General features: G+C 44.5%; 23 protein-coding genes and 1 tRNA gene. 10 read left to right on the forward strand and 14 right to left on the reverse strand.

Features of this window, described 5'->3' with window-relative positions:
* Positions 1-13: 13 nt before the first annotated feature.
* The gene (locus tag E8M12_RS15220) at positions 14-562 is read left to right on the forward strand and encodes a lipocalin family protein (RefSeq protein WP_136737123.1); all 549 of its coding nucleotides are present in this window, start codon (positions 14-16) and stop codon (positions 560-562) included.
* Positions 563-564: 2 nt separating this feature from the next.
* Here E8M12_RS15220 and E8M12_RS15225 read toward each other — a convergent pair whose 3' ends face one another.
* From E8M12_RS15225 to E8M12_RS15240, 4 genes are all read right to left on the reverse strand, one after another.
* Positions 565-1,467 carry an endonuclease/exonuclease/phosphatase family protein gene (locus E8M12_RS15225; protein WP_136737124.1) on the reverse strand — a complete coding sequence of 301 codons (903 nt, stop codon included), beginning with the start codon at positions 1,465-1,467 and terminating at the stop codon, positions 565-567.
* Between the two features lie 64 nt (positions 1,468-1,531).
* Positions 1,532-3,637 (reverse strand): hypothetical protein, encoded by a 2,106-nt coding sequence (locus E8M12_RS15230; protein WP_136737125.1) that lies wholly within the window; start codon positions 3,635-3,637, stop codon positions 1,532-1,534.
* A 195-nt stretch (positions 3,638-3,832) separates the two neighbouring features.
* Positions 3,833-4,135 carry a hypothetical protein gene (locus E8M12_RS15235; RefSeq protein ID WP_136737126.1) on the reverse strand — a complete coding sequence of 101 codons (303 nt, stop codon included), beginning with the start codon at positions 4,133-4,135 and terminating at the stop codon, positions 3,833-3,835.
* Positions 4,136-4,266: 131 nt separating this feature from the next.
* Entirely contained in the window at positions 4,267-4,926 is a 660-nt protein-coding gene (locus E8M12_RS15240) for an MBL fold metallo-hydrolase (protein ID WP_136737127.1), read from the reverse strand.
* A 236-nt stretch (positions 4,927-5,162) separates the two neighbouring features.
* Between E8M12_RS15240 and E8M12_RS15245 the strand changes: the two genes are divergently transcribed.
* The gene (locus E8M12_RS15245) at positions 5,163-5,669 is read left to right on the forward strand and encodes a low molecular weight protein-tyrosine-phosphatase (protein ID WP_136737128.1); all 507 of its coding nucleotides are present in this window, start codon (positions 5,163-5,165) and stop codon (positions 5,667-5,669) included.
* 50 nt (positions 5,670-5,719) lie between these two features.
* On the opposite strand, the gene E8M12_RS15250 is transcribed toward E8M12_RS15245, so the two are convergent.
* From E8M12_RS15250 to E8M12_RS15260, 3 genes are all read right to left on the reverse strand, one after another.
* The gene (locus E8M12_RS15250; RefSeq protein ID WP_136737129.1) at positions 5,720-6,772 is read right to left on the reverse strand and encodes a 3-deoxy-7-phosphoheptulonate synthase; all 1,053 of its coding nucleotides are present in this window, start codon (positions 6,770-6,772) and stop codon (positions 5,720-5,722) included.
* A gap of 187 nt (positions 6,773-6,959) precedes the next feature.
* Positions 6,960-7,036, reverse strand: a tRNA-Val gene (locus E8M12_RS15255).
* A 144-nt stretch (positions 7,037-7,180) separates the two neighbouring features.
* On the reverse strand, positions 7,181-8,554 hold the full coding sequence (locus E8M12_RS15260; protein WP_136737130.1) for an MATE family efflux transporter: 1,374 nt from the start codon (positions 8,552-8,554) through the stop codon (positions 7,181-7,183).
* Between the two features lie 48 nt (positions 8,555-8,602).
* Here E8M12_RS15260 and E8M12_RS15265 point away from each other — a divergent pair, with 48 nt between their 5' ends.
* Entirely contained in the window at positions 8,603-9,229 is a 627-nt protein-coding gene (locus tag E8M12_RS15265) for a riboflavin synthase subunit alpha (RefSeq protein WP_136737131.1), read from the forward strand.
* 2 nt (positions 9,230-9,231) lie between these two features.
* On the opposite strand, the gene E8M12_RS15270 is transcribed toward E8M12_RS15265, so the two are convergent.
* The 3 genes from E8M12_RS15270 to E8M12_RS15280 form a co-directional block, all read right to left on the reverse strand.
* Entirely contained in the window at positions 9,232-9,438 is a 207-nt protein-coding gene (locus tag E8M12_RS15270; RefSeq protein ID WP_136737132.1) for a CPXCG motif-containing cysteine-rich protein, read from the reverse strand.
* Positions 9,439-9,519: 81 nt separating this feature from the next.
* Complete coding sequence (locus E8M12_RS15275) at positions 9,520-10,407, reverse strand: fructosamine kinase family protein (RefSeq protein WP_136737133.1); 888 nt, start codon at positions 10,405-10,407, stop codon at positions 9,520-9,522.
* A gap of 138 nt (positions 10,408-10,545) precedes the next feature.
* Positions 10,546-11,244, reverse strand: a complete 699-nt coding sequence (locus E8M12_RS15280) for an SRPBCC family protein (protein ID WP_136737134.1) — start codon at positions 11,242-11,244, stop codon at positions 10,546-10,548.
* Between the two features lie 324 nt (positions 11,245-11,568).
* On the opposite strand from E8M12_RS15280, the gene thrS reads away from it, so the two are divergent.
* The 5 genes from thrS (at position 11,569) to E8M12_RS15305 (ending at position 16,000) form a co-directional block, all read left to right on the forward strand.
* Positions 11,569-13,485 carry a threonine--tRNA ligase gene (gene thrS / locus E8M12_RS15285; protein WP_136737135.1) on the forward strand — a complete coding sequence of 639 codons (1,917 nt, stop codon included), beginning with the start codon at positions 11,569-11,571 and terminating at the stop codon, positions 13,483-13,485.
* Positions 13,486-13,505: 20 nt separating this feature from the next.
* Positions 13,506-14,048: a translation initiation factor IF-3 gene (gene infC / locus E8M12_RS15290; protein WP_136737136.1), complete on the forward strand. Its 543-nt coding sequence runs from the start codon at positions 13,506-13,508 to the stop codon at positions 14,046-14,048.
* A gap of 140 nt (positions 14,049-14,188) precedes the next feature.
* Positions 14,189-14,386 carry a 50S ribosomal protein L35 gene (gene rpmI, locus E8M12_RS15295; protein ID WP_136737137.1) on the forward strand — a complete coding sequence of 66 codons (198 nt, stop codon included), beginning with the start codon at positions 14,189-14,191 and terminating at the stop codon, positions 14,384-14,386.
* Positions 14,387-14,404: 18 nt separating this feature from the next.
* Positions 14,405-14,761, forward strand: coding sequence for a 50S ribosomal protein L20 (rplT, locus tag E8M12_RS15300; protein WP_136737138.1), 357 nt, complete (start codon positions 14,405-14,407; stop codon positions 14,759-14,761).
* Between the two features lie 135 nt (positions 14,762-14,896).
* Positions 14,897-16,000, forward strand: a complete 1,104-nt coding sequence (locus E8M12_RS15305) for a phosphoribosylaminoimidazolesuccinocarboxamide synthase (protein ID WP_136737139.1) — start codon at positions 14,897-14,899, stop codon at positions 15,998-16,000.
* Between the two features lie 438 nt (positions 16,001-16,438).
* Here E8M12_RS15305 and E8M12_RS15310 read toward each other — a convergent pair whose 3' ends face one another.
* The gene (locus E8M12_RS15310; RefSeq protein WP_211245062.1) at positions 16,439-17,416 is read right to left on the reverse strand and encodes a Solitary outer membrane autotransporter beta-barrel domain; all 978 of its coding nucleotides are present in this window, start codon (positions 17,414-17,416) and stop codon (positions 16,439-16,441) included.
* Between the two features lie 105 nt (positions 17,417-17,521).
* Between E8M12_RS15310 and E8M12_RS15315 the strand changes: the two genes are divergently transcribed.
* Complete coding sequence (locus E8M12_RS15315; protein ID WP_136737141.1) at positions 17,522-18,121, forward strand: glutathione S-transferase family protein; 600 nt, start codon at positions 17,522-17,524, stop codon at positions 18,119-18,121.
* A gap of 954 nt (positions 18,122-19,075) precedes the next feature.
* Here E8M12_RS15315 and E8M12_RS15320 read toward each other — a convergent pair.
* The 3 genes from E8M12_RS15320 to E8M12_RS15330 form a co-directional block, all read right to left on the reverse strand.
* Positions 19,076-20,683: a LysM peptidoglycan-binding domain-containing protein gene (locus E8M12_RS15320; protein WP_136737142.1), complete on the reverse strand. Its 1,608-nt coding sequence runs from the start codon at positions 20,681-20,683 to the stop codon at positions 19,076-19,078.
* Positions 20,684-20,771: 88 nt separating this feature from the next.
* A complete protein-coding gene (gene gloB, locus E8M12_RS15325; RefSeq protein ID WP_136737143.1) occupies positions 20,772-21,569 on the reverse strand; it encodes a hydroxyacylglutathione hydrolase in 798 nt (265 codons plus the stop codon).
* A gap of 368 nt (positions 21,570-21,937) precedes the next feature.
* On the reverse strand, positions 21,938-22,702 hold the full coding sequence (locus E8M12_RS15330) for a hypothetical protein (RefSeq protein ID WP_246034186.1): 765 nt from the start codon (positions 22,700-22,702) through the stop codon (positions 21,938-21,940).
* 215 nt (positions 22,703-22,917) lie between these two features.
* Between E8M12_RS15330 and E8M12_RS15335 the strand changes: the two genes are divergently transcribed.
* Complete coding sequence (locus E8M12_RS15335) at positions 22,918-23,667, forward strand: class I SAM-dependent methyltransferase (protein ID WP_136737144.1); 750 nt, start codon at positions 22,918-22,920, stop codon at positions 23,665-23,667.
* Positions 23,668-23,708: the final 41 nt, after the last annotated feature.

Here is a 23,708-nt window from a genome sequence, read left to right on the forward strand (position 1 = left end):
CGTTGACGTGTTAATGGTTAGGCTTAAACTTCTGGCTTTTAGCGCCTTACTGGCCTTGTCCGGCTGTAATAGTGTGCCCGAGGGGGTGCAGCCAGTAACCGATTTTGAACTGCCAAGGTATCTGGGCACCTGGTACGAAGTTGCCCGCCTCGATCATTCCTTTGAACGTGGCCTGGAGCAAGTAACCGCGAATTACTCTCTAGCGGAGGATGGCACGGTGGTGGTCGTTAATCGCGGTTATGATCAACAGGACGGTGAGTGGCAGAGCGCCGAAGGAAAAGCAAAATTTGTTAGTGACAAAGACATTGGCCATTTGCAGGTATCTTTCTTTGGTCCGATTTATATGTCTTATGTGATTGCTGAGCTGCAGGAGCATGACGAGCCATCTGCGCAGGATTCGCACGATTACCAGACTTCATTTGTGGTTGGATATTCAACCGACTATGTCTGGTTATTATCGCGCACACCAGAAGTCTCGGAGCAGGTTAGACAGCAGTTTATCGGATTTGTTGAGAGCCTTGATATTGATGCAAACCAATTGATCTGGGTAAATCATAAATAAATTTAAAATCCGATTTCGGCAATTACCGCTTGGTGATCACTCAGCAATTCCTTCGATACCTTATAGCTGATGAAATTCAAATCCCGGGAAATAATCACCCAGTCTAGGCGCTTGTCGTCGTAAGTATCATATTGTTCCGAGTGCGGTTCGAACAGTTTATAGCGACCAGACTCGGTTAAAAATTTGATCACCTTTTCCGAGCTCAGCCATTCGCTGTTAAAGTCGCCCATGATCACCGATTTTCTCTGTCGCTTTTCCAACATCAGCCCCAACATACGAATTTGCTCATTGCGTTTTGCATGCCTGAGGAAATCGAGATGCACAGAGTAGATATCAATTTCCAGGCATTCCTTATCTTCCGGCCTGCAGTCCCAACCCACTTTACCGGTAACAAAGCCTTTTTGCGTGGAAGGTGGGGTTGGATGAAAAGAGACGGCAAAGGCTTCCCGGATCGGTAAGCGACTCATTATCGCCGTGCCATAGGTACCAAAAAATTTATCGACATGAGCGGCCTGGATAAAAAAATGATAACCGGCTTTTTTCGCCAGGTATTCGACATGGTTAAAGTCGCCACTCCACCAGGATGGGGCATCAGCTTCTTGCAGTGCCACCACGTCGGCCTTTTCTTTTCTTAGCATGGCAGCAATATCATCGAGGTTCTTTTCGATCGTTTCCTTGCTTACCAACATTTGGTTAAACGCATCTTTGCGACCATGAGCCATATTGAGACTGACTACCTTAAGATGATCTTTATCAATCAGGGAAAATTGAATGTCATCGTTTAATTGTACGGTCAGGGGAATGGCTTTTCTTAACTCATCGGTGGTTTCTTTGGCGTAGGAGCCGGGGATGCTGAGCAGAAAATAACCGAAAAGAACTACCAGTGACAAACGTTTAATGGTCAAAATTACCTCGTCAATCCGACACGGGAAATAAATCTCAGCTTTAATTTTAAGCAATATGTGCTGATTAACCAGAATTGTCAGACTTAATATTCTTCATCACATTGATGATCGGATCTAACACTTTCATGCCCAATACTGCACAAATCAGGCCAATCAAACCGGGGTTGAGGCTGTGATCACTGTTTAGTGCGGGCGGCGTTAGATCACCGAAAAATTCTTTTAAAATGACAAAGCAGACGTAGAAAAGAATGGTGGCCAATAGGGCTTCTGTTAGCGGCCTCCGCAATCTGGAGAACTGCCGATTGGCGACTAAATCCCGGTGATAAAGCAAGGTTGCGCCAAAAGCAATCAGTAGGGACCAGATTGGATTGGAGGGCAGGGTGACATGGAAAAACAGCGGCTGACTCTGTAATCGAAATTTATCCCGATAAAAGCTGATGTCAAAACCACCCATTTGCATCGGAGTATATTTCAGGGAAAAGCTACCGTCTTCAGCAACCGGTAAATTTATGATTTCAGGATCATCATCGCCATTGTTTTGCTGGCGTATACGGATTTTATAATTTTTGTTTAATGCTGGTTTTGTCACATTACCGGCGATTAGAATTGAGCCAGAAAATAACTGCACGAATTTACGATCAACGGTGGCGATAATATCATCCGGTTTTACTACGACCTGCTCTCGATTTTTCAGATTAAACTGCGCTTCTTTTTTAAACAGTGTTGCGCTCACCATATCTGAAACCATATCCCCATAATGATTAAACCGGTATTTTTCGTGGGTTAGCTGAGTTCGAAAAGTTTCCCGGCTTAGTGTTTGGTTAGCGTACAGGCGAAAGCATAGTACCGTATTGTTTTGGCACCAGGAATCGGAAATATCGATAAACTTGGATAGGGTGTTGTGCCCGGAATTAGCGGATAAGCTATTACTCGCCTGTTCTGCCAATTGAGTGATGAATGTTTTGTCTTCTGGGGTGAAATCACGCATTAATTTATAGGTTAATTCCGTTGCTAAAACGGTCGCCAGGTAATGGGCTTGCCTGGGGTTAAATTGTGCTACTTTACTGCTGAACTGGCTCTCGTAAAGCTGCAAGGTCGGCATAGAAATCAGTAGTGAATTTGCTCGCAAAAACGGATAACTCTCCGGGGTGCCGAAGCCATAAAAGCGAGTCTTAAAATTATTATTTACCAGCCAGTAAAATTGCCTGACTCCTGCCATTGATTTATCATCGCCAGACGTTGCAAAGATCACCGCGTTAGGCGCCTCCGCGTCATCATCGGGGCTATTTGTCTTGTTAGTAAATAACTGATAACCGTCGTAGTCAGCGATCAATTCTTTGATTGGATCATAGATTTCAACAGGTAGTTGCGACTCGGTGGCCTGCGACGAGTCAGAGGCTTGCGAATCGCTCGCCAGGATTGGGGCGTCTGCCGGATTCTCCATGTTGCGACAGTGCACGTTACTCTCTGCAAAGCACAAATAGGTAGCATTTAACTTCACGCCTTTACCCGATAGTATGTTGATCAGGTGATATGCCAGGCCCTCAGAATATTTATCGTCCCGCTGGAAAAAGATATATACCTTAAAGTCGCTGACATCGCCGCTATCCTGTTGTGATTTTTGTAGTTTGTTAACGACATTCAAGACCCGCTTATCATCACTGTGTACGGTTCTATAAAACGAGGAATAAAGTCGCTGTTTCTCTTCATTCAGATTAATGTCTGCCCGAGTCGCCGTTGAATTCAGGACAGGAATAGTCAGTTTTTTTTCTTCTAGCAAGGTTAATAATTTGATCGTGCAGCCTGATGTTAATGGCCCCAGGATCAATCCGACCCGCGACCAATTGGCAACGTTATCAATACTTGCGCCACAGTCATTGCTGGTAACGGAAAAACGGACGAATTGGAAAGGGGCGGTAAATTTAGATATTTTGTTGCTGGTGCTTAGTGGATTTTCGCCGGTATTAAAAAACTCTTCATCAAGCTGAATCGCTTCCAAGGTATTCTGGATACTGCGAATGAAAATTTCATTGCCAGCCTGATTGAGGTCGTCATCAAATACCAGAATTTGAATCGGATCCTGTTTTTTATAATCCTCTTCATCGGCGTAGCAGGCGCCAGAGAACATCAAGACAAACAATAACAATACACGGAAAATTGCCGGAGTCATGAAACCAGTTACCAGTTTGATGACATGCGAGATTATATTAATTGGTGATCGATACATTTCCCGAACCAGCTATTCACAGAGAAATAGATCAAATATTTCAATGCATTGAGCATAGTCGGCTTGGGCAAGTTTGCAAGAATGGCAGGATGAAAAAGGCAAGGCAATGCCCGGCAATAGATACCGGGCTGACACGAATTACTTCGCTTGCTGAATCAGTTCGAACATCTCGTCACGATTGACACAGGCTTTTAATACGTCACGCTTGTATGCGGCTTTTGAAGGTTCAACACGGGCGGTAGTAATGGTTTTACCGTCGCGCTCTGCGCTGATCCAACAAACTGGCTGTTGGTCTTTTTTCACCGAATGTACTGTTACATCGTATAAAGAAGCCAGGCGAGCGTCAGGCGTCATGTCGCCGGTTACAACGTGTGCAGTGTTTGCTGATGCAGCCGTTGCGATAGTTGCCGAAACCACGGCAGCAATTAAATACTTGTACATAATAACCTCTGGGTTTGTCGGATTGATAATCCTTGAACGCCGGGCATTTTATGCTTAATCGAGTAATGCACAAGAGAAGGTACGATTCTATAACTAAGGTTAACAGCATGTAACCGAGAATCTTGGAAAGACTATTGTAATTTAGAGAGTTGCGCGAGAATTCGTTTGCTCATTTGACTTCGATGTTCGATTTGGTCGAGAAATTTCTCACAAACCCGGTTAAACACACCTGCCGCATTGGCTGTGATCAAATCGCCGTGGCATAAAAAGATTTTTTCAAAATCCCAACTATCGACAAGTTCTAATACTTCCTGGGCTTTTTGCGAATCGGTTGTATAGAGTCGAAATTCAGGGGAGGACATTGGTTTTTCACGAACTCCGAACAATTTGAAAAACCACAGCATTGAACTGGTGGATTTTGTCATGTTCTCGATAAAGTCAGCGACAATGAGTGTTTTCGAAGGTTTGTGTAACAACATTACCTCGGAGAAAAAGCAATTACCATCCGTGGTTATCATATCGATATCAGGGGTGAGAAAATTGGCCTGATATCCCTGCAGCACTTTGTCGATGCCAATGTCCGGGCAACGCTCTTTTAAACCCGGCGCGGCATAGACTTCAGCGTCCGGATATTCTTTGATGTAATCCATTACCGCCTGATTGTGAAGTTTGTTCGGGGCGACAATCCAGGAAACCGTACCCAGATCTGCAAGAGATTGCCTGACCGAGTCGGTCAGGAACACCGGCGAGTAAATCAATAACTGACTATCACCAGTTTTTATTATCGCCATTCTGGTTTGTAATTTTGTGCCTAAAAAGGTTACATAATTAGTGCGAACAAAAAGGTTTTCACCAAACTTCTGCATAGTTGCTCTCGGTATCACCTTTAATAATACTGTATCAAGTATATGCCATGGTTAGATTATGGGGTCAGGTCTTGTATGCCATGGTTAGATTATGGGGTCAGGTCTTGAATGGTGCATGCGAAATTCAAGACCTGACCCCACTAGATTGAGAAGGGATAACAATGAATCAAGATTCAAATCGCAAGGTTATTTCATCGGTACTGTTTGTCTGTATGGGCAACATCTGCCGCAGCCCTACTGCGGATGCGGTGTTTCGTCATAAAGCAAGGGAGCAGGGCGTTGATATCGAGGTAGATTCGGCGGGTACGATAGCCTATCACCAGGGGGAATCTCCGGATAGTCGTTCAGCCGCCGCCGGACGTGCCAGAGGTTATGATTTTAGTGGTATCACTGCGCGCAAGGTGGTCATGGCAGATTTTGACAACTTCGATTTGATATTGGCCATGGATAAGGCAAACCTGATGGATTTGCAGGATATGTCACCCGATCATCATTTACCTAAGGTAAAGTTGTTTCTCGAATACGCCTGCCAGTTTGCGGAAATGGAAGTGCCGGATCCCTATTATGGCGGAGGTCAGGGTTTTGAGCATGTGCTGGATTTAATTGAAGATGCGAGCGAAGGACTTTTGGCAGAATTAAGAGGTAAGGTGAGAGGTGGAAGTTGCTGACACATAATTGTGGGAAAATGCCCGTGCAAATGAACACGGGCCGGTAAGATTTATCGTTTGCTAACGGCGTTGGCAAGAATATCTAAGATTTTTTCACTTTCGGCCATGTCTATGCAGGCATCGGTGATGCTTTGGCCATAGGTGAGTTGATCTTCTTTACCCGATTCCACTTTTTGCTGCCCCGCAACTAAAAAGCTTTCGATCATAACGCCAAAAATCGCGTCGCTTCCATTAGCAATCTGCTCGGCCAGGTCTTTGGCAACGTCAATCTGACGACTATGATCTTTACCGCTGTTGCCGTGAGAGCAATCCACCATGATCTTAGTGCCAATATCAGATTCCTGTAGTTTCTGGTATGCGTCGTTTACGTCTTCAGCAAAGTAGTTTGGCTGCTTACCGCCGCGCAGGATAATATGGGAAAACGGATTACCATGGGTCTGGTAAATACACATTTGTCCGCTTTTATCTGGCGAATACAATACGTGCGGCACACTGGCGGCTTTAATGGCATCGATGGCAATTTTGACATTACCGTCGGTACCATTTTTAAAACCTACCGGGCACGACAAGGCGGAAGCCAGCTCACGATGCACCTGGGATTCAGTAGTGCGGGCACCAATCGCCCCCCAGCTGATAAGATCAGAAATATACTGACCGGTTACCATATCGAGGAATTCAGTACCTGCGGGCAAGCCTAACTCATTAATTTCCATCAACAGGTTACGGGCCAGGTGCAACCCTTTTTCCACATCAAAAGACTTATTAAGCCAAGGATCGCTGATTAAACCTTTCCAGCCCACGGTCGTCCGTGGCTTTTCAAAATAGACCCGCATAACTATCTGGAGCTGATCACGGTATTTATCATGCAATAGTTTTAATTGTTTTGCATAGTCGATGGCCGCAACCGGATCGTGGATAGAGCAGGGGCCTATGACCACCAACAATCGATTGTCCTTACCACAGATAATGTTTTCTACTGTGGTGCGCGAATCGATAATAAAGTTGGCGGTTTCTTCAGAAAGAGGGATATCTTCGGCTAGTTGCGCCGGAGATATCAATTGTTCAATCAATGAAGTGCGAAACTCGTCAGTCTTTATGGTCATTCGTTCAGGTTACCCTTATTAATTCAGGCCGCTAACATAGCTAAATTACCAGTATAAGTGAAATAGTTTCTTATTATTTTATCGAATATGTGCTCTGTAAGTGAGTCGTGGCAAGTTAATGGTAAATATCGGTGACAGGCCAGAAACGAAAAAAGCAGCCCATAGGCTGCTTTTTATGAATTCGAATTGGTACGACCGAGTGGACTCGAACCACCGACCCCTACCATGTCAAGGTAGTGCTCTAACCAGCTGAGCTACGGTCGTACAATGAGAGGTTAACAAAGGTGTTTAACGACTCAACGGCGGCTATGTTAATGGCAGTTCTGGTTGCTTGCAAGCGCTTTTCGCAAGATTTTTGCAAAAACCGGTTTGTTTGCACAAATCTTCAGCAACCGAATATCTGATTGTTTAATTCGTCGCCAGCAAGCCCTGTTCTGCACGACGCTGAATCACTTTTAAGCGCCAGGCAAGCATGATAGCAGCGGTTGTTAGTCCAAGGATAAAACCGATCCAAAAGCCGGCCGCGCCCAGTTGTGGCATTATCCAGTCCGTCACCCCTAAAATCACTCCTAATGACAATCCAACGACCCAGTAGGAGATAAAGGTGATGTACAAAATTGACTTGGTGTCCTTATAGCCTCTAAGAGCGCCAGCGGAAATTACCTGGATAAAGTCGGAAAACTGAAACAGTGCCGCCAGGAACATCAGGTTCGCGGCTAACGTGACAACCGCGGTTTCGGTGGTGTAGATGAGGGCAATCTGTTCCCTGAAGATGATCGTGCCAGTTGCGGTGACGATGGCGATAATAAAGCCCAGCCACATGCTGGTGGTGCACATGCGTTTGGCGTCTTCATGCTTGTCCTCACCAACCGCAAATCCGACTTTGATGGTTACCGCCATGGCTATGGACAGTGGCACCATAAAAATCATCCCGGAAAAATTAATCGCGATCTGATGGCTGGCGACAATCTCAGAACCAAAGGGGGCCAGGATGATGGCAACCACGGAGAAGAGCGACACTTCAAATAGTAAGGACAGGGCGATTGGCACTCCAAGTTTGAGAATGCTTAATATTTCCTGAATGTCCGGTAAAGAGATTGCTGAACGCAATGATACTTTTTTTAAGTTCTTTGAAATCCATACATAGACCAGCATGCCTATAAACATGGCCCAGTACACAATGGCTGTAGCGATACCACATCCTGCGCCGCCTAATTCGGGAAAGCCAAACTCGCCATAAATGAATACGTAGTTCGCAGGAATGTTAACTAATAAGCCGACAATAGAGATGATCATTGTTGGTTTGGTATAGCTCATACCTTCGGCGAAGTTTCTGAGTACCACGTATAAACAAAAGCCAGGCCCGCCCCAGACGATATAACCCAGATAGTCCAACATCAGTTGTTGCAGTTTAGGCTCAAGACCCAGTTGCGGTTCAAGCAGTGGTCGAAGTCCATAAAACAAGCCAATAACCAGCAAGGATAAAATTACCGCTATCCAGGCGGTTTGTATGGTGGCACGGGCTATACCGAAGTAATTCTTGCGCCCCGAATACTGGGAGACGATGGCAGACAGCGCCATGATCACGCCATATATGGTTAAGATGATCGGTAGCCAGACGCTGCTTGCGACGGCAACCGCAGCCATATCGGTAGCGCTGACGCGACCGGCCATTACCGTATCGGCAAAACTCATTAAGTTCTGGATTAATTGCGCAATCAAAATTGGGTAGGCCAATTTTATCAATGAGCGCGCGTCGGCAAGAAATTTATCTAGAGTCATGCAGGTAAAGATAAGATAATAACGGTAATTCAGGAATGAGGATCATATATGTTTACAGGAATTGTGCAATTAAAAGCGCAGGTTTATCGCATTGAAGAGGGACGGGAATTTCGCCATATCCAGGTATTAGTGCCCGACTCATTTGTGCAGGGGATCGAGCTAGGTGCCAGTGTAGCCTGTAATGGCGTGTGTTTAACGGTGGTTGAAGTTGAATCCAAATCTAACAAACAGGCGGTTTTGCATTTTGATGTGATTGACGAGACATTGCGGCTGACCAACCTTGGTCAGCTAACCGACTCCGGTCACGTAAATCTTGAACGCTCGATGAGATTTGGTGATGAAGTTGGCGGCCATATTGTCAGTGGTCATGTTCATGACCTGGCTCGCTTATCATCGTTAGAGAAAAACCAGGATAATGTTCGGATGACATTTGAAATTGCAACTAAGTGGCGTCCTTATTTAATTCGTAAAGGGTTTATCACCGTAAATGGGGCTAGTTTGACGTTAGGTAACGTCGAGGAAAACCACTTTGATTTGCACCTGATACCGGAAACGCTGGAGCGCACCAATCTCAGTGATTTTAAGGTTGGAGATCAAGCCAATATTGAAATAGACCAACAAACCATGACAATTGTCGACACCATCGAGCGCATTATGGCGGAGAGAAACCGCTAAATTTAGAATATTTGTTCATCGTCACTATCGATCATTAACAAAATGGTCTGGCTATAGTCATCGATGTGCATGTTCATATGAATATCATTACAGCAAGTAGGACAGGACTCATAATAGTTCTGGTCTCCTTGCGTGGTATCCAGGGTTACCGCAAGGTGGTGGCCGCAGTGGGGACATTCAATGATTTTTCGGCTTATATTTTGAAGCATGATCGTCTCCTAACTTTTATCAAACATCACATGCAACCTTTCTATAGTATGGTCGCTAACCGCGGATTTTCTCAAGCGCCGTTATGCAATTTTGTAAATTTTCGCGATGATATCTTTTGCCTGTTCAAGGTAAATACCGGCGAATAAATTGGCATGATTAAAAATATGGTACGCATTGTAAATAAGCTTACGGTTAGGGTAGTTTTTTCGCAGCGGCGAAACGCCTTGATAACCGTGATAAAAAGACTCCGGGAAGCGTCCAAATAATTCCGTCATGGCAATATCAACTTCCGGATCGCCATAATAACAAGAGGGATCGTAAATACTCGGCCCCTTATTGGTGAAACCAACATTACCCTGCCATAAATCGCCGTGCAATAAGCTTGGAGTAGGGTGATGGTTGCTCAATAATTGCTGGCAATGTCCGACAAATTCATCGATATCTGTCAGATCCACCCCTTTGTTATTCAATTCCTGTAATTGCACTCCGAGGCGTTGCTCTGCAAAAAACGTACTCCAGTTTTTCTGCCAGGGATTAGCCTGTGCTGTTTTGCCGATAAAATTGTCTTCGCTCCAGCCAAACTCGCCCTGTTGATTATTTTGGTGCATCTGAGCGAGGGTTTTGCCCATCACATACCAGGGGCTTTCAGATTGTTGAACACCATTAAGGGGGTGAGGTACGAGCTCAAGAAACTGTATCACCAGAAAGCTGGAATCTTCAGCCAGGCCACAACAGATCACATCCGGTACCACAAAGTCACTTCCCTGGCTTAAATGTTCAAGCGAATACATTTCGGTTTGGAAGTTGAGTAATTGTGAAGCGTTATTGGTTTTTACAAAAAAATGTTGCTCATCGGCGGAAAATTTAAACGAGGCATTTATGTCACCACCGGTGACTTTTTCGGGTTCAGAAAAGGTTAAATCAAGTTTTAACGTTTGTGAGATTTCATCAGCAATGGCGGACCACATACTTACCCCGTTGTGACGATATATAGCAGCTGAAGTTACTAAATTATAGAAGAGTTCCGTTACGGGTTTTGGAAATATTTAGATAATCTCGGCAAATAGATCGCGACATAGTGACTGGCGTAATTGTCTTTTCCTTATTTACTGAATCTCTGCCGTTGTACCTTTAGCTGATTCAATTCCATCGATAACGGCTTTTAAATTCGTAAGGCTATCGCTAATTAACACCAGAAATATTTCATTACTCAGCCAGGCCGGCAGACTGCCGCCAGGTTGAAAATATCCCAGATACTGTACGTCGACGATATTGTCTTCTAATTGTTTTACCTGCCAGGTAATATTCACCCGTTCAACCCGAATTCGGTTCGGGTTTGGCTTCAGGTATTGATTATGATCCTGCACTGTCAGGGTGAACTGGTTCGTGTTGTTGATTAACGAGTTGGTTGTAAGCATTTCCCTGGCATGAACCGGCCAGATCGGATCGAGAATTGTTAGTTGTACCTGGTGGTCATTTTGTTTTTCAAACACAACAATGCGTTTTACGCCTGCAACCCAGCTAAGCACGGCTTTTTTATCGGTTAACAAATAGCGAATTTTGTTTAATTGTGTCTGCAACGTCAGGCTGGCTTTAATTTCGACAAATCCAGTGTCAGGTTTATCTCGATACTGAATCCAGAGCCATTCATTTTGCATATGGGTATACCAGGGAAGCGGGAGGGATTGCTGGGTCGGGAAATCTGAATTCGGAGCATCGCTTGTGGCGATGGCGGGAAACGTCAGGATGCATGCGGTCAACAGCAGATAACGCCATATACGAAGTAGGTCTGTTAATACCGTCATTATCCTGCTTTTCATATTTTCAGATTAGACCTTTTAATTTAATTGCGCATTTTGCTGCCGGGCAATTTTACTTTAATCACGGTGAGTTAAAGTACCATGTAATTAACCAAACTGCTTGTTATCCATTGCAAATTATCGGGAATTCCCCTATATTGCTCGGCTTATGGTTTCCGATGTTTGTCCGATAGCAATGTAGGCTCATCGATACCAGGAAATCATATCTCTAATACGAATTTTTCTCGCGTTTCGGGCCCGGTACCTGAGACGCATTGTTATTAATACAAGTGGCATTACGTAGGTGCCACCACTGTAAAAGGAAATATTGTGCCAGTAATTACTCTTCCTGACGGTAGTCAACGCAGTTTTGAACAACCCGTATCCGTAATGCAAGTTGCCGAGGACATTGGTCCCGGTTTAGCCAAAGCGACCATAGCCGGTCGTATAAATGGCGAACTTGTCGATGCCTGTGAAATCATTGAGCAAGATGCAGAATTGCAGCTTATTACCAGTAAAGACCAGGATGGCCTGGAAATCATTCGCCATTCCTGCGCGCATTTATTAGGCCATGCGATCAAACAATTATGGCCTGACACAAAAATGGCCATCGGTCCGGTCATTGATAACGGTTTTTATTATGATGTTGATCTTGAACATTCGTTAAATGATGAAGATCTGGTCAAGCTTGAAAAGCGCATGATGGAACTTGCCAAAACCAACTATCCGGTCATTAAAAAGCGGGTCAGCTGGCAGGAAGCACGCGATACCTTTGAAAAGCGCGGCGAAACTTACAAAATGGAAATTCTTGATGAAAACATCGAGAAATCCGATCGTCCTGGTCTTTACCATCACGAAGAATACATTGATATGTGTCGCGGTCCACACGTACCGAGTATGCGTCATTGCCATCACTTTAAAGTGATGAAAGTCTCTGGTGCATACTGGCGTGGTGACAGCGATAATAAAATGCTGCAGCGTATTTATGGTACAGCCTGGGCAGATAAGAAGCAGTTGAAAGCTTATATCCAACGTCTGGCGGAAGCAGAAAAGCGTGACCACCGTAAAATCGGTAAAGCGTTGGATCTGTTCCATTGGCAGGAAGAAGCACCGGGTATGGTGTTCTGGCACAACGATGGCTGGACCATTTATACCGAACTAGAAAAGTTTGTCCGAGAAAAACTGCACGAATACGATTACGACGAAGTGAAAGGTCCATTAATGATGGATCGGGTACTTTGGGAAAAGTCTGGCCACTGGGATAAATACGCGGAAAACATGTTTACCACTGAGTCGGAAAAGCGTGAATATGCGATTAAGCCGATGAACTGTCCGGGTCATGTGCAAATTTTTAATCAGGGTTTGAAATCTTACCGTGATTTACCATTACGTATGGCTGAGTTTGGTTGCTGTCACCGAAATGAACCAAGTGGTGCCTTACACGGCCTGATGCGGGTGCGTGGCTTTACCCAGGACGATGCCCACATCTTCTGTACCGAAGATCAGGTTCAGGAAGAGGTGAGCAAGTGTATCAAGATGGTTTATGATGTTTATCAGTCATTTGGTTTTGACGATATCCTGGTTAAACTGTCGACGCGCCCGGAAAAACGTATCGGTAGCGATGAGGTTTGGGATAAGGCTGAAGAAGGTCTTGCCAATGCCTTGAAAGCCAATGAAATCGAGTTTGAATATCAACCGGGTGAGGGAGCGTTTTACGGTCCGAAGATCGAGTTTACCTTACTTGATTGTCTGGGTCGTGCATGGCAATGTGGTACGGTGCAACTAGACTTTGCTTTACCGGGTCGCCTTGGCGCAACCTACGTTGGTGAAGATAATGAGCGTTATGTACCGGTTATGATTCACCGTGCAATCCTGGGTTCTCTGGAGCGTTTTATCGGTATTCTGATTGAGCAGTACGCAGGTTTATTCCCTACCTGGTTAGCACCGACGCAAGCCGTGGTATTAAATATCACAGATAAGCAAAGTGATTATTGTAATCAAGTTGTAAAAAAACTGAAAGAAAACGGTTTTAGAGCCAAAGCAGACTTGCGCAATGAGAAGATTGGCTTTAAAATCCGCGAGCATACCTTAAAACGTGTTCCATACTTACTGGTAGTAGGTGATAAAGAAATGGAGAATGGCGAAATTGCCATACGTACACGTAAAGGTGACGATTTAGGAAAACTGTCGGTGGAAGATTTCATTAAGCAACTGAATAATGAAGTTAAATCACGGACGCAAGCATAGTTCTTTAGGAGGAACCGACTATTAAAGGTGGTCAAAGAGGCGGACAAAAAGAGCCGCAACACAAACTGAATGGCGCAATTACCGCACAAGAAATTCGTTTGATCGGTATAGATGGAGAAGCACTAGGTGTCGTTTCTCTCAATGAAGGTCTCGATAAGGCAGAAGCTGCCGGTGTCGATCTGGTTGAAATCAGTCCTACAGCCACACCACCAGTATGTCGAGTAATGGATTACGGTAAGTTCTTATACGAAAAGAGTAAGGAACTTAAAGAACAGCGCAAAAAGCAAAAACAGATTCAGGTTAAGGAAATCAAATTCCGGCCTGGAACTGATGAGGGCGATTATCAGGTCAAACTACGCAACCTGAAGCGTTTCCTCGAAGGTGGCGACAAGGCCAAGGTAACATTACGTTTCCGTGGTCGTGAAATGGCGCACCAGGAACTGGGTATTGAACTTCTGACTCGCGTTAAAAACGATTTGGAAGAGATTGCACAGGTCGAGTCTTTCCCTAAAAAGGTGGAAGGTCGACAAATGGTGATGGTCCTAGCCCCTGTTAAGCGATAATAACTGGTCTGAAAGTAATGCCAGCTCGCTGGCATTCACCACTATTATCGATTCGTTGGTAACCGAGGCCTACAAGTAATCGTTTACGATTCGCCCCAGGTTACTTTAGTTTTTGGCATTAACAATGCGGAGTTATTTCCATGCCTAAAATGAAAAGCAATAAAGGTGCTGCAAAGCGCTTTAAGAAAACTGCTTCTGGTGGTTTCAAATGCAAACAAGCCGGTCTACGTCACATCTTGACTAAAAGACGTACCAAAGTTAAGCGTCATTTACGTGCGAAAAGCATGGTTGCTAAGTCTGACGTCAAGTCAGTCGTATCAATGTTACCTTACGCTTAATTAGAGGAGTAGACACAAATGGCTAGAGTAAAACGCGGTGTTGTAGCACGCGCACGTCATAAAAAAGTTCTTAAGCAAGCGAAAGGTTACTACGGTGCTCGTAGTCGCGTATATCGCGTTGCTTTCCAAGCTGTAACCAAAGCTGGTCAATACGCTTACCGCGACCGTCGTCAACGTAAACGTCAATTCCGTCAACTTTGGATTGCTCGTATCAACGCGGCAGCTCGTCAAAATGGTTTGTCTTACAGCAAATTCATCAACGGTTTGAAAAAAGCGTCGATTGAAATTGATCGTAAGATCCTGGCTGACATCGCAGTATACGATAAAGCAGCTTTCACGGTTTTAGTTGAAAAAGCGCAAGCGGCTTTGGCTTAATCGTAAAGACTTTGACAGATAAGGACGCTTCGGCGTCCTTTTCTATTTTTCGCTAAGGTTTTTTAAATAAAAGCTTTACCAATAAATAGAACAATCTTTACTATATCGCCCAGATATATTTGTTAGGAAAGACTGATGAACCTTGCCGATAAAGTTTTAGCCGTAAATAATGATTTACCTATCCGCACCCATGCACCTGTCCATAGTGGCAAAGTGCGCAGCGTGTATTGGTTAACCGCTGAAGATTCTGCCCGTCTGATTGAAGAAAAGGGTTATGAGGTACCTGCAGATACACCACTCGCGATTATGGTGATCTCTGATCGAATTTCCGCGTTCGATTGTGTCTGGCATGGTGAAGGTGGTATTCAGGGTGTACCGGGTAAGGGCGCGGCATTAAATGCTATCTCTAATCACTGGTTCAAACTGTTTAAAGAACATGGTCTGGCCGACAGCCATATCCTCGACATTCCGCATCCGTTTGTATGGATCGTACAAAAAGCTAAGCCGGTAAAAATTGAAGCAATTGCCAGGCAGTATATTACTGGCTCAATGTGGCGCGCCTATGAGAAAGGTGAACGCGAGTTCTGCGGTATAGAGATTGCTGATGGTTTAGATCGCGATCAGAAATTACCAGAGCTGTTAATTACCCCATCTACCAAGGGTATTTTAACCGGTATTGATGGCGTTCCAGCTCAGGATGACGTCAATATCACCCGTAAAAATATTGAAGATAACTTCGCCGCGTTTAACTTTGCATCGGTTGCAGACATTGCCCTTTACGAAAAACTATTAAAAGACGGTTTTTCATTAATCAGCGGTGAATTGGCTAAACTGGATCAAATTTTTGTCGATACAAAATTTGAATTTGGCTATGTAAAAGACAAAGCCGGTAATGATAAGTTGATTTACATGGATGAAGTCGGCACCCCGGACTCCTCACGAATCTGGGACGGTGAGCAATATCGCCAGGGCAATATTGTTGAGAATTCTAAAGAAGGTTTCCGTCAGTTATTGCTGAGCTATTTTCCGGATCCGGATATTTTATTGAACAAAGATCGCATGGACGAACGGGAAGCCCTGGCTCGCGACAATGCACTTCCAGAAGAAGTGTTGATGCAAGTATCAAAAACCTACGTTGGTATTGCAGAGAAAATCACGGGCGAAACTATCGTGATCAGCGATAACCCGAAAGCGGAAATAGTGGAGATTTTAAGCAAAGATTATGGATTGATTGATTAAATCCAAAATCTTTAGCTTTAAGCGGCAAGCCACAAGCGGTAAGTTGGCGAGTTTAGCCGCAAGCCACAAGCTGTAAGCGATAAGTTGATTAACTTTCGCCCGAAGAATCAGGCTCTTACTTACAGCCTTACAGCTTACAGCCTTACAGCTGCCCTTAAAACACCGTCATACCGGCGTAGGCCGGTATCTATGCTCTTAGCTTGAGATTCCGGATCGTGGCCCGGAATGACGGGTTAGGCTGCAAGCTACAAGACGCAAGCCGCAAGCCATAAGTTATTTGCTTGTCCTAAAATGCATCTAGACTGCACCCTAAAGCCCTAAAGCCCTAAAGCCCTAAAGCCCTAAAGCCTTATAGCTTACAGCTTATAGCTTATAGCTTACAGCTTACAGCTTACAGCTTACAGCTTACAGCTTACAGCTACCGTTGCCGCCATCGGTTCACCACTCATTGATATACAACACAATACTGCCACCACTGATGGCGCTGCCGTGGTTGATATTGATGCCAATGCCTACATTTTCGACCAAATCGGTTAAGTTGCGAATATCCCAGAGGATGCCAAAACCGATTTTATAGTAGTGCTGTGTCCCTAGTGTATGCACGGTATCGCCACGAATATCGACGCGATGAGCTTTAAAATAAAAATCATTGGCAAATAATTTTGCTTCTTTAAAGGTATTTTTTACCTTTACCCCATTGATAATACGCCAGCCTTCCGGTCGGGCATAACTTCCATCAGCAAGCTCCGAGGTGGTTCGTCCGGACATGTAATAGGCTTCACTGGTAAATTCCCAGGCGCCCCAGTCATTATTTTTCAGATAAGCAAGTTCAATACCTGGTTCAAACAGGATTGCATTCTTTTTTTGATTAAACAGAATTTCATCGAGTTGTGGCTGAAATGCCTGTGTTTCTTCACTGTTATAGAGGTGAGTATTTTTGTAGTGAATGAAATAAGCGGAAAGCGCTGGCGCCAGGGTCCAGTTTTTGTTGAGAAACCATTTGCGAGAGTAGCCGACGCTTAGACCGTACGCTTGCTCTTTGTCGAAATCCGGTTCGATATCCTCGAAAAGAGATACTTCAGCTTCCTGTTTAATATAGGCAAGCTGTATATTGAGATAATCCTCATAGGTTTCCAAATCCGTGCCCAAATCAATGGTGTAGGGTACGGCAATAACGGATATTTGATTACGTAAATTTAATGCATCGTTTATTGTGTCATCTTCGTTTTGTCGCAATATTTCCTCCGGATCAAAGTTTCCGACTCCAAACGACAAGGCATCACTATCCATTAGTACGACGGTGGTTGAATAGATTTTTTCAAATTCACCGGCTATGGATATATTCGCTTCCTGAGCTTTACTGCTGGAAACAAACAACATTGCAATAAATAGGGCAGTAAAAAAATATCTTGGCATGCTTATATTTAACAAACGATCGCTCGATTATCAGTCTAGTTGAATCAGCAGGGCTATACTCATTCTCAACGTTGATTTATTGGAATTGGTATTACGGAGCGGATAATGAAAATAGTCCTGTATGAATATGCACCTACTCGCAGTGCCAGAGTACATTGGGTTTTGGCGGAATTGAAGATTCCTTATGAAAGCCGGGCTGCGAAAAGCCTGTTTGGGTCGGATGAGTTAGAGAAGGTACACCCGCTCGGTAAAATTCCGGCAATGCTGGTCGATGGACAACCATTAATTGAGTCGGTGGCAATGTGTACCTTTTTAGCTGACAGCAAGCCGGAAGGAAATCTAATACCGGATACCGGTACGTTTCAGCGGGCCATGCACGAACAATGGTGTGCGTTTATTTTGTCGGAAGTGGAAGCGCACCTGTGGAGTGACGCAAGGAACACCTTTGTTTATCCCGAAAAGCGCAGAATTCAGGCAATATTCAAACAAAACAAGTATGAACTGTCACGCTCTTTAGCGGTGCTAGACGGGCACCTGCAAAAGCACCCATTTATGTTGGGTGAGCAGTTTAGTGTTACAGACATTATTGTTAGCTTTACCACGCTCTGGGCTGAGAAAACCGGACATTGCAGTAATTTTTCCGCCATTAAAGATTATCATCAAACCCTGTTGGCAATGGATCATTGTCCGTATACGGCTCAATAATTCATTCCGGCTCCTGGTCCGGGATGAATTGTTGGGCCGAAAGCTTAAAGCTGTAAGCGATAAGCTATAAGTGGTTGCGTTGAACTTATGGCTTTCATTGGTCTATCTATGGCTTAAGGTTTTTAACTACATTCTAAAAAACGTCATACCGGCGTAGGCCGGTATCTGTGTATTTAACGAGAGATTCCGGATCGTGGTCCGGAATGACGACTTAGGCTGCAAGCTATAAGCTATAAGCTATAAGCGGCAAGTGGTTGGTTGAACTTTAAGCTTTTTTTGGCCTATCTATGGCTTAAGGTTTTCAACTATATTCCAAAAATGTCATACCGGGTTAGGCCGGTATCTGTGTACTTAAAGAGAGATTCCGGATCGTGGTCCGGAATGACGACTTAGGCTGCACGCTATAAGCTATAAGCTATAAGCTATAAGCGCCTAGTAGTTGGGGTGAACTTTAAGCTTTCATCGGTCTATCGATGGCTTAAGGTTTTCAAATACATTCCAAAAACGTCATACCGGCGTAGGCCGGTATCTGTGTAGTTTACGAGAGATTCCGGATCGTGGCCCGGAATGACGACTTAGGCTGCAAGCTTCAAGCTATAAGCGGCAAGTAGTTAGGTTGAGCTTCAGGCTACTTTCCTAAATCGTCTTGTATAAAAATAAGAGCCGCCTTAATTACGGGCTGGGCAGGGGAGAGACTAATCCGGCAAAAGCCTTGAGCTTGAAGCCTGTCGCCTGTAGCTCATTTCACCCAGATTCCGGGTCGTGGTCCGGAATGACGACTCGGGCCGCAAGCTTAAAGCTACAAGCGACAAGTAGTTGGCTTGAGCTTTAAGTAGTTTATCTAAGGCTTAGGCAATAACTTGCGGCTTACGGCTTACGGCTTACGGCTTACAGCTTAAAGCTTTAAAAACGCAAAAAGCGGCTGTGAAGCCGCTTTTTGTAAAACCCCAACACTTAAATCGAAGTAACATTTACCGACAGCTTTAGCATCTGGCCTGGCTGTAAGTAGTTTTTACGACTTAAGTTATTCCATTTTTCAATGTCAGAGATGGTGACATTAAATTTGTTGGCAATACGCGCCAGAGAATCACCGGATTTTACTTTATAGCGAATATTGCGCATGGTTTTACTGGTCGAGGCAGAAACGGAGCTGGCTTGTGCCAACGGCGTGTAAATCACCAGTTTTTGGCCAAGACGCAAAGTATCTTTCGGACCGAAGCCGTTCCATTTAGCGATGTCCTTACTGCTAACTTTGTATAAGCGGCCAATGTCCCATAGGGTGTCGCCTTTCTTCACCGTATAAGTCAGTTTATCGCCAGACCCTTTTTTGCTGGCTTTAGCCTTGGCAACCTGTTCGAGCGACTTAAAACGATCCAAAGATTGTGTTGCAGTCGGGATCAATAAATATTTACCAGCACGAATATTGTTGCTGGATAATTTATTCACCTTTTTAATAACACTTGTGGTGGTATTAAATTTGCTGGCAATGACGCTTAAGCTGTCGCCCTTGCGAATTTTATAGCGTTGCCAGGTTAAACGTTTATCGTCGTCGAGTTTGCTTAATTTTTCGTTAAAATCACCGACCTTGTTACTCGGCAGTAATAAGTAATGTGGGCCATCTGGCGCTGTCGCCCAGCGGTTAAAACCGGGATTTAACGCATGAAGTTCTTCAATGGTCAAACCAGCCATTTCTGCGGCTAACAACAAATCGAGTTGTGAACCAATCTCTACCTTACTAATTACCGGCTTATTAGCCACCGGCTTAAATTGAATATCGTACTTTTCTGGCTCTTTTAATAATGCGGTCAAAGCAAGTAACTTTGGTACGTAGTCACGGGTTTCTTTGGGAAGGTCGAGACTCCAGAAATCTGTTGGCAGGCCTTTCTTGGCATTACGCTTCATTGCCCGGGATACACGACCCTGGCCCGAGTTATAGGCGGCAAGTGCTAATAACCAGTCACCATCAAAGCGCTTGTTCAAGTATTTAAGATAATCGATCGCAGCCTGGGTGGAGGCGGCAACATCTCGACGGCCGTCATACCACCAATCATGTTTGAGACCGAATTGCTTGCCAGTTCCTAACAAAAATTGCCACATGCCGGCGGCGCTGCCATGAGAGTATGCAAATGGGTCGTAGGCACTTTCAACGACTGGCAACAGAACTAATTCCATTGGCATATCGTTTTTTTCCAGTTCTTCAGTAATGTAGTAAAGGAAAGGTTCGGCGCGTTTGGTGACGCGATCCAGGTAAGACTGGTGTTTCGCATACCAGTTACGGTGGGTCGCGACGACACGATTGTCTGGTACATCAAAAGTCAATTGCGCGCGAATTCGGTCCCAGATATTTTCACTGGCCAGCACTTCATCGTTGCCCAGTGGCACGTTGACGTCAGCCTTAGGATGTATGACATTGGCTGACTCATCCAAAATAAGTGCTTGATATATTTCAACATTGTCAGCGATGTTTGGGTTGTTGGTCGAATCCTTTTGTACCAATTCTTGCTCTGTCGTCTGGCAAGCAGCTAGCAAGGAAAACGACAATGGAATTATTAGTTTTTTCATAACAGCTCTATTTGTTATTGAATGCGCGGAGGATTTCCCCTGGGTTCTACGGCGCATCATATCTTGTTCTTTAGAAATAGAAAATAAATTAAAAGTTATCTTTTAGTAACCGGGTGGCGGCAAATACTTCTACCGGACTGGGACAGGCGTTGCCTGTCAACTGCTGTACCCGAGTTTTCACCGCATCGATATGACTGCGTAAAAAGGGGTTGATTAGCGACTCGATTGCGAGGTTAGTGGGGATTGTCGCAAGGTCAGCCTCTCTAAGGCGGTTAACTTTTAATTCGTATTCAATTAGTTGACTATTTTCAGGCTCGATAGTTCGCGCAAATTTTAAATTTGCCTGAGTATATTCGTGGGCGCAATACACTAAGGTCGTCGATGGCAGGTTGTTCAGCTTTTGTAAACTGTTCAGCATCTGCTCGGCAGTTCCTTCAAACAATCTGCCACAACCTCCGGAAAACAGGGTATCACCACAGAATAATGTTCCTAGCCCGGAATCGTTGTAATAAGCGATGTGCCCACGCGTGTGTCCTGGTACTTCAATGATAGAGAAACTCTTGGACAGGTAATTGAGTTCAAGTGTATCGCCTTCACCCAGGTAGTGGCTAATATGCTGAATGTTTTCACCTTGGGGGCCATACACGTCTACTGTCCAGTTTCTCGCCGACGCATAGTCGAGTAACTCGGCAACACCACCGGTGTGATCGCGGTGGTGGTGAGTGATCAAAATGCTGGCAAGTTGTAGTTGGCGCTTTTCTAGGAATTCAATACAGACAGCTGCGTCTCCGGGGTCAACCAGAGCACACTGGGAAATGTCGGTCTCTGCTGAGGAGATAGCCCAGATGTAATTGTCAGAAAATGCCGGTATTGCAGAAATTTGCATGTAAAGCTCTCAGGCTGTAAGTGAAGCAAATTCCATTATACCGACAGGTTTGAGAATTAAAACCTTCGGAACCGTTTCGTTTTGTTAACAGGTTATACCAATTACACTAAGTTTGTGCACAACTCAGAGTTAGGGCAGAGGTTTATTTACAACATATATTTTATTGATATAGTCATTCTATATATATGAAATATAGGGCCGTAAATGGACCTCTGATAAACTCTCTACGGGTGAGTTTTAAAGGCGTTTATCCTGCGTTACTGATTTTGGCTAATTTTGACAGGGGAACGACCATTCTCTGCAATCAAAGCCTTGTTTAAAAGCCTTTAAATTCTCACTGAGTGAGCAATAAATTAATGTGTTTGGTATTAAAAAGTAAAAACTAATCCAAGCACCGGGCCATGGGTTACGGTGTCGTAGGCAAAATACCCGGGCTCACCAGCTGTACCGTCTTTATAGTCAACCCAGGTGGCGACATATTTGACATCAAGGGTTAATAACTCCGTCATTTGGTACTGTACGCCAACTTTAACTTTCGAGGTAAACTCGGAAGCAAAATCCAGGCCGCCAATATCGCCATAAAGTTCAAAGGTCCAGTTATCACTTAGATGTGAATACCAGCGCAGGCCGACAATAAAATCGACCCAGTCTTCCTCGATTGAGGCGGAAAGCCGTTGTTCAAGATTGGGTAAGTCAACGTCTACGTCGACATCATTATCCCACCAGCGAACTCCGGCGATGTAGTCGATCGATGCGTTCTGTAATTGATTACGATAGAAAATCTGAGTTTCCATTACTGCTTGTCGGGTTCCCACTACCAACTCCTGGCCAGTCATGAAGGTCTTGCTGCCTTCTAAATCCATAAAGCCATAGTCAAATGAGAGACCGATATTTCCCGGGCTAACGGCTTCCATATGGATCATACCCGCCATTTCAAGGTTTTCTAGAATATCTGAGAAATCCACGCCTATCTCGGCTTGTTCAATACGCCCGGAACCAAAATCGCCTTCGATATTTGTGCCCATCAGGTAAGGCTCGATCATAAATTGCCATTCATCGGCTAACACATGAGGAGAACAGAGAAAGGCTGTAGTTAACAAACCGACAGCATTGAATTTGGTTATGACATTCATACTAACTACCTCTGTTTGAAATCCACATTGAGAAACAGGTCAACTGGATCAGCTAAAGTATAGTCGAGCCCCATATTTATAAGGAATCAATAAAAAATTCTCGATTTTCCATAATGTTAACAACGTGTGAAAGGGCAAAAAGTTTGGCGTTTGTGAATAATCCTCAGTATGCTAAAAGCTGATGCATAGTTACTATCAGGTAAACCAGTTCACAAATGAAGCCTGCACTCGCGTTTAAAGATCCTCAGGTGCCCGTTAAATGGGAGGATATGCCTAATGGTGTTCTGGTCGCCGATGCCATCAGCGCTTCGATGCAACCTTGGTGGCCAAGGATTTTTGGCTATCATTTGTTAAAACTTGGTACCTTAAGCGCGCAACTCGACACCACGGGTTCGATGATTAACCACCAGGTTAATGTTTGCCACTCCCACCCATTTGGGGATGTGCTGGCAGAGATCGATGACCTGCCGTTTCAACAACACAGTGTTGATGCCTGTGTGCTTGCTCATAGTCTTGAATTTGCACTCGATCCTCATCATATTCTCCGGGAAATTGATCGGGTCCTGATCCCGAATGGTCATTTATTGATTAGTGGCTTTAACCCAATTTCCCTGGCGGGCCTGAATCGTTATATTCCATTTCGTCGACAGGTGATGCCCTGGCAAGGTCGATTTTTCACGCCAATGCGGATCAAAGACTGGTTGCATCTGTTGGGTTATGAAGTGCTTAGTGATGAGCGTTTTCTGCACTCGTCGTTAGTTAACCCATTGGATCAAAAAGGCTGGTTGGGGCGAAACTGGCAAAATTTTGCCAGCAGTTACTTGAGTATATTTGGCTCTGTATTCTTAATCGTCGCTAAAAAGCGGGTTCATCCGTTAACGCCTATTCGCCCCAAATGGCAACTTAGACCCAGTTTTAACCCCGTAAAAGTGACTTCGATGCAAGGGCATAGCAGACAACCTTAGAGTGGTTAACAATAACAATAATTAGTCATACGGGTTAACAG

This window comes from Thalassotalea mangrovi, from assembly GCF_005116735.1.
Classification (GTDB): domain Bacteria; phylum Pseudomonadota; class Gammaproteobacteria; order Enterobacterales; family Alteromonadaceae; genus Thalassotalea_A; species Thalassotalea_A mangrovi.

Excerpts from the sequence above, each read along its gene's own strand:
- E8M12_RS15315 (WP_136737141.1), top strand. The coding sequence starts at position 17,522 with ATGAAAATAGTCCTGTATGAATATGCACCTACTCGCAGTGCCAGAGTA.
- E8M12_RS15250 (WP_136737129.1), bottom strand. The coding sequence starts at position 6,772 with ATGACCATAAAGACTGACGAGTTTCGCACTTCATTGATTGAACAATTG.
- E8M12_RS15235 (WP_136737126.1), bottom strand. The coding sequence starts at position 4,135 with ATGTACAAGTATTTAATTGCTGCCGTGGTTTCGGCAACTATCGCAACG.
- rplT (WP_136737138.1), top strand. The coding sequence starts at position 14,405 with ATGGCTAGAGTAAAACGCGGTGTTGTAGCACGCGCACGTCATAAAAAA.
- E8M12_RS15275 (WP_136737133.1), bottom strand. The coding sequence starts at position 10,407 with ATGTGGTCCGCCATTGCTGATGAAATCTCACAAACGTTAAAACTTGAT.
- E8M12_RS15270 (WP_136737132.1), bottom strand. The coding sequence starts at position 9,438 with ATGCTTCAAAATATAAGCCGAAAAATCATTGAATGTCCCCACTGCGGC.
- E8M12_RS15265 (WP_136737131.1), top strand. The coding sequence starts at position 8,603 with ATGTTTACAGGAATTGTGCAATTAAAAGCGCAGGTTTATCGCATTGAA.
- E8M12_RS15260 (WP_136737130.1), bottom strand. The coding sequence starts at position 8,554 with ATGACTCTAGATAAATTTCTTGCCGACGCGCGCTCATTGATAAAATTG.
- E8M12_RS15320 (WP_136737142.1), bottom strand. The coding sequence starts at position 20,683 with ATGAAAAAACTAATAATTCCATTGTCGTTTTCCTTGCTAGCTGCTTGC.
- E8M12_RS15280 (WP_136737134.1), bottom strand. The coding sequence starts at position 11,244 with ATGACGGTATTAACAGACCTACTTCGTATATGGCGTTATCTGCTGTTG.
- E8M12_RS15305 (WP_136737139.1), top strand. The coding sequence starts at position 14,897 with ATGAACCTTGCCGATAAAGTTTTAGCCGTAAATAATGATTTACCTATC.
- rpmI (WP_136737137.1), top strand. The coding sequence starts at position 14,189 with ATGCCTAAAATGAAAAGCAATAAAGGTGCTGCAAAGCGCTTTAAGAAA.
- E8M12_RS15330 (WP_246034186.1), bottom strand. The coding sequence starts at position 22,702 with ATGAATGTCATAACCAAATTCAATGCTGTCGGTTTGTTAACTACAGCC.
- E8M12_RS15310 (WP_211245062.1), bottom strand. The coding sequence starts at position 17,416 with ATGCCAAGATATTTTTTTACTGCCCTATTTATTGCAATGTTGTTTGTT.
- E8M12_RS15220 (WP_136737123.1), top strand. The coding sequence starts at position 14 with ATGGTTAGGCTTAAACTTCTGGCTTTTAGCGCCTTACTGGCCTTGTCC.
- E8M12_RS15240 (WP_136737127.1), bottom strand. The coding sequence starts at position 4,926 with ATGGCGATAATAAAAACTGGTGATAGTCAGTTATTGATTTACTCGCCG.
- gloB (WP_136737143.1), bottom strand. The coding sequence starts at position 21,569 with ATGCAAATTTCTGCAATACCGGCATTTTCTGACAATTACATCTGGGCT.
- E8M12_RS15230 (WP_136737125.1), bottom strand. The coding sequence starts at position 3,637 with ATGACTCCGGCAATTTTCCGTGTATTGTTATTGTTTGTCTTGATGTTC.
- E8M12_RS15335 (WP_136737144.1), top strand. The coding sequence starts at position 22,918 with ATGAAGCCTGCACTCGCGTTTAAAGATCCTCAGGTGCCCGTTAAATGG.
- E8M12_RS15245 (WP_136737128.1), top strand. The coding sequence starts at position 5,163 with ATGAATCAAGATTCAAATCGCAAGGTTATTTCATCGGTACTGTTTGTC.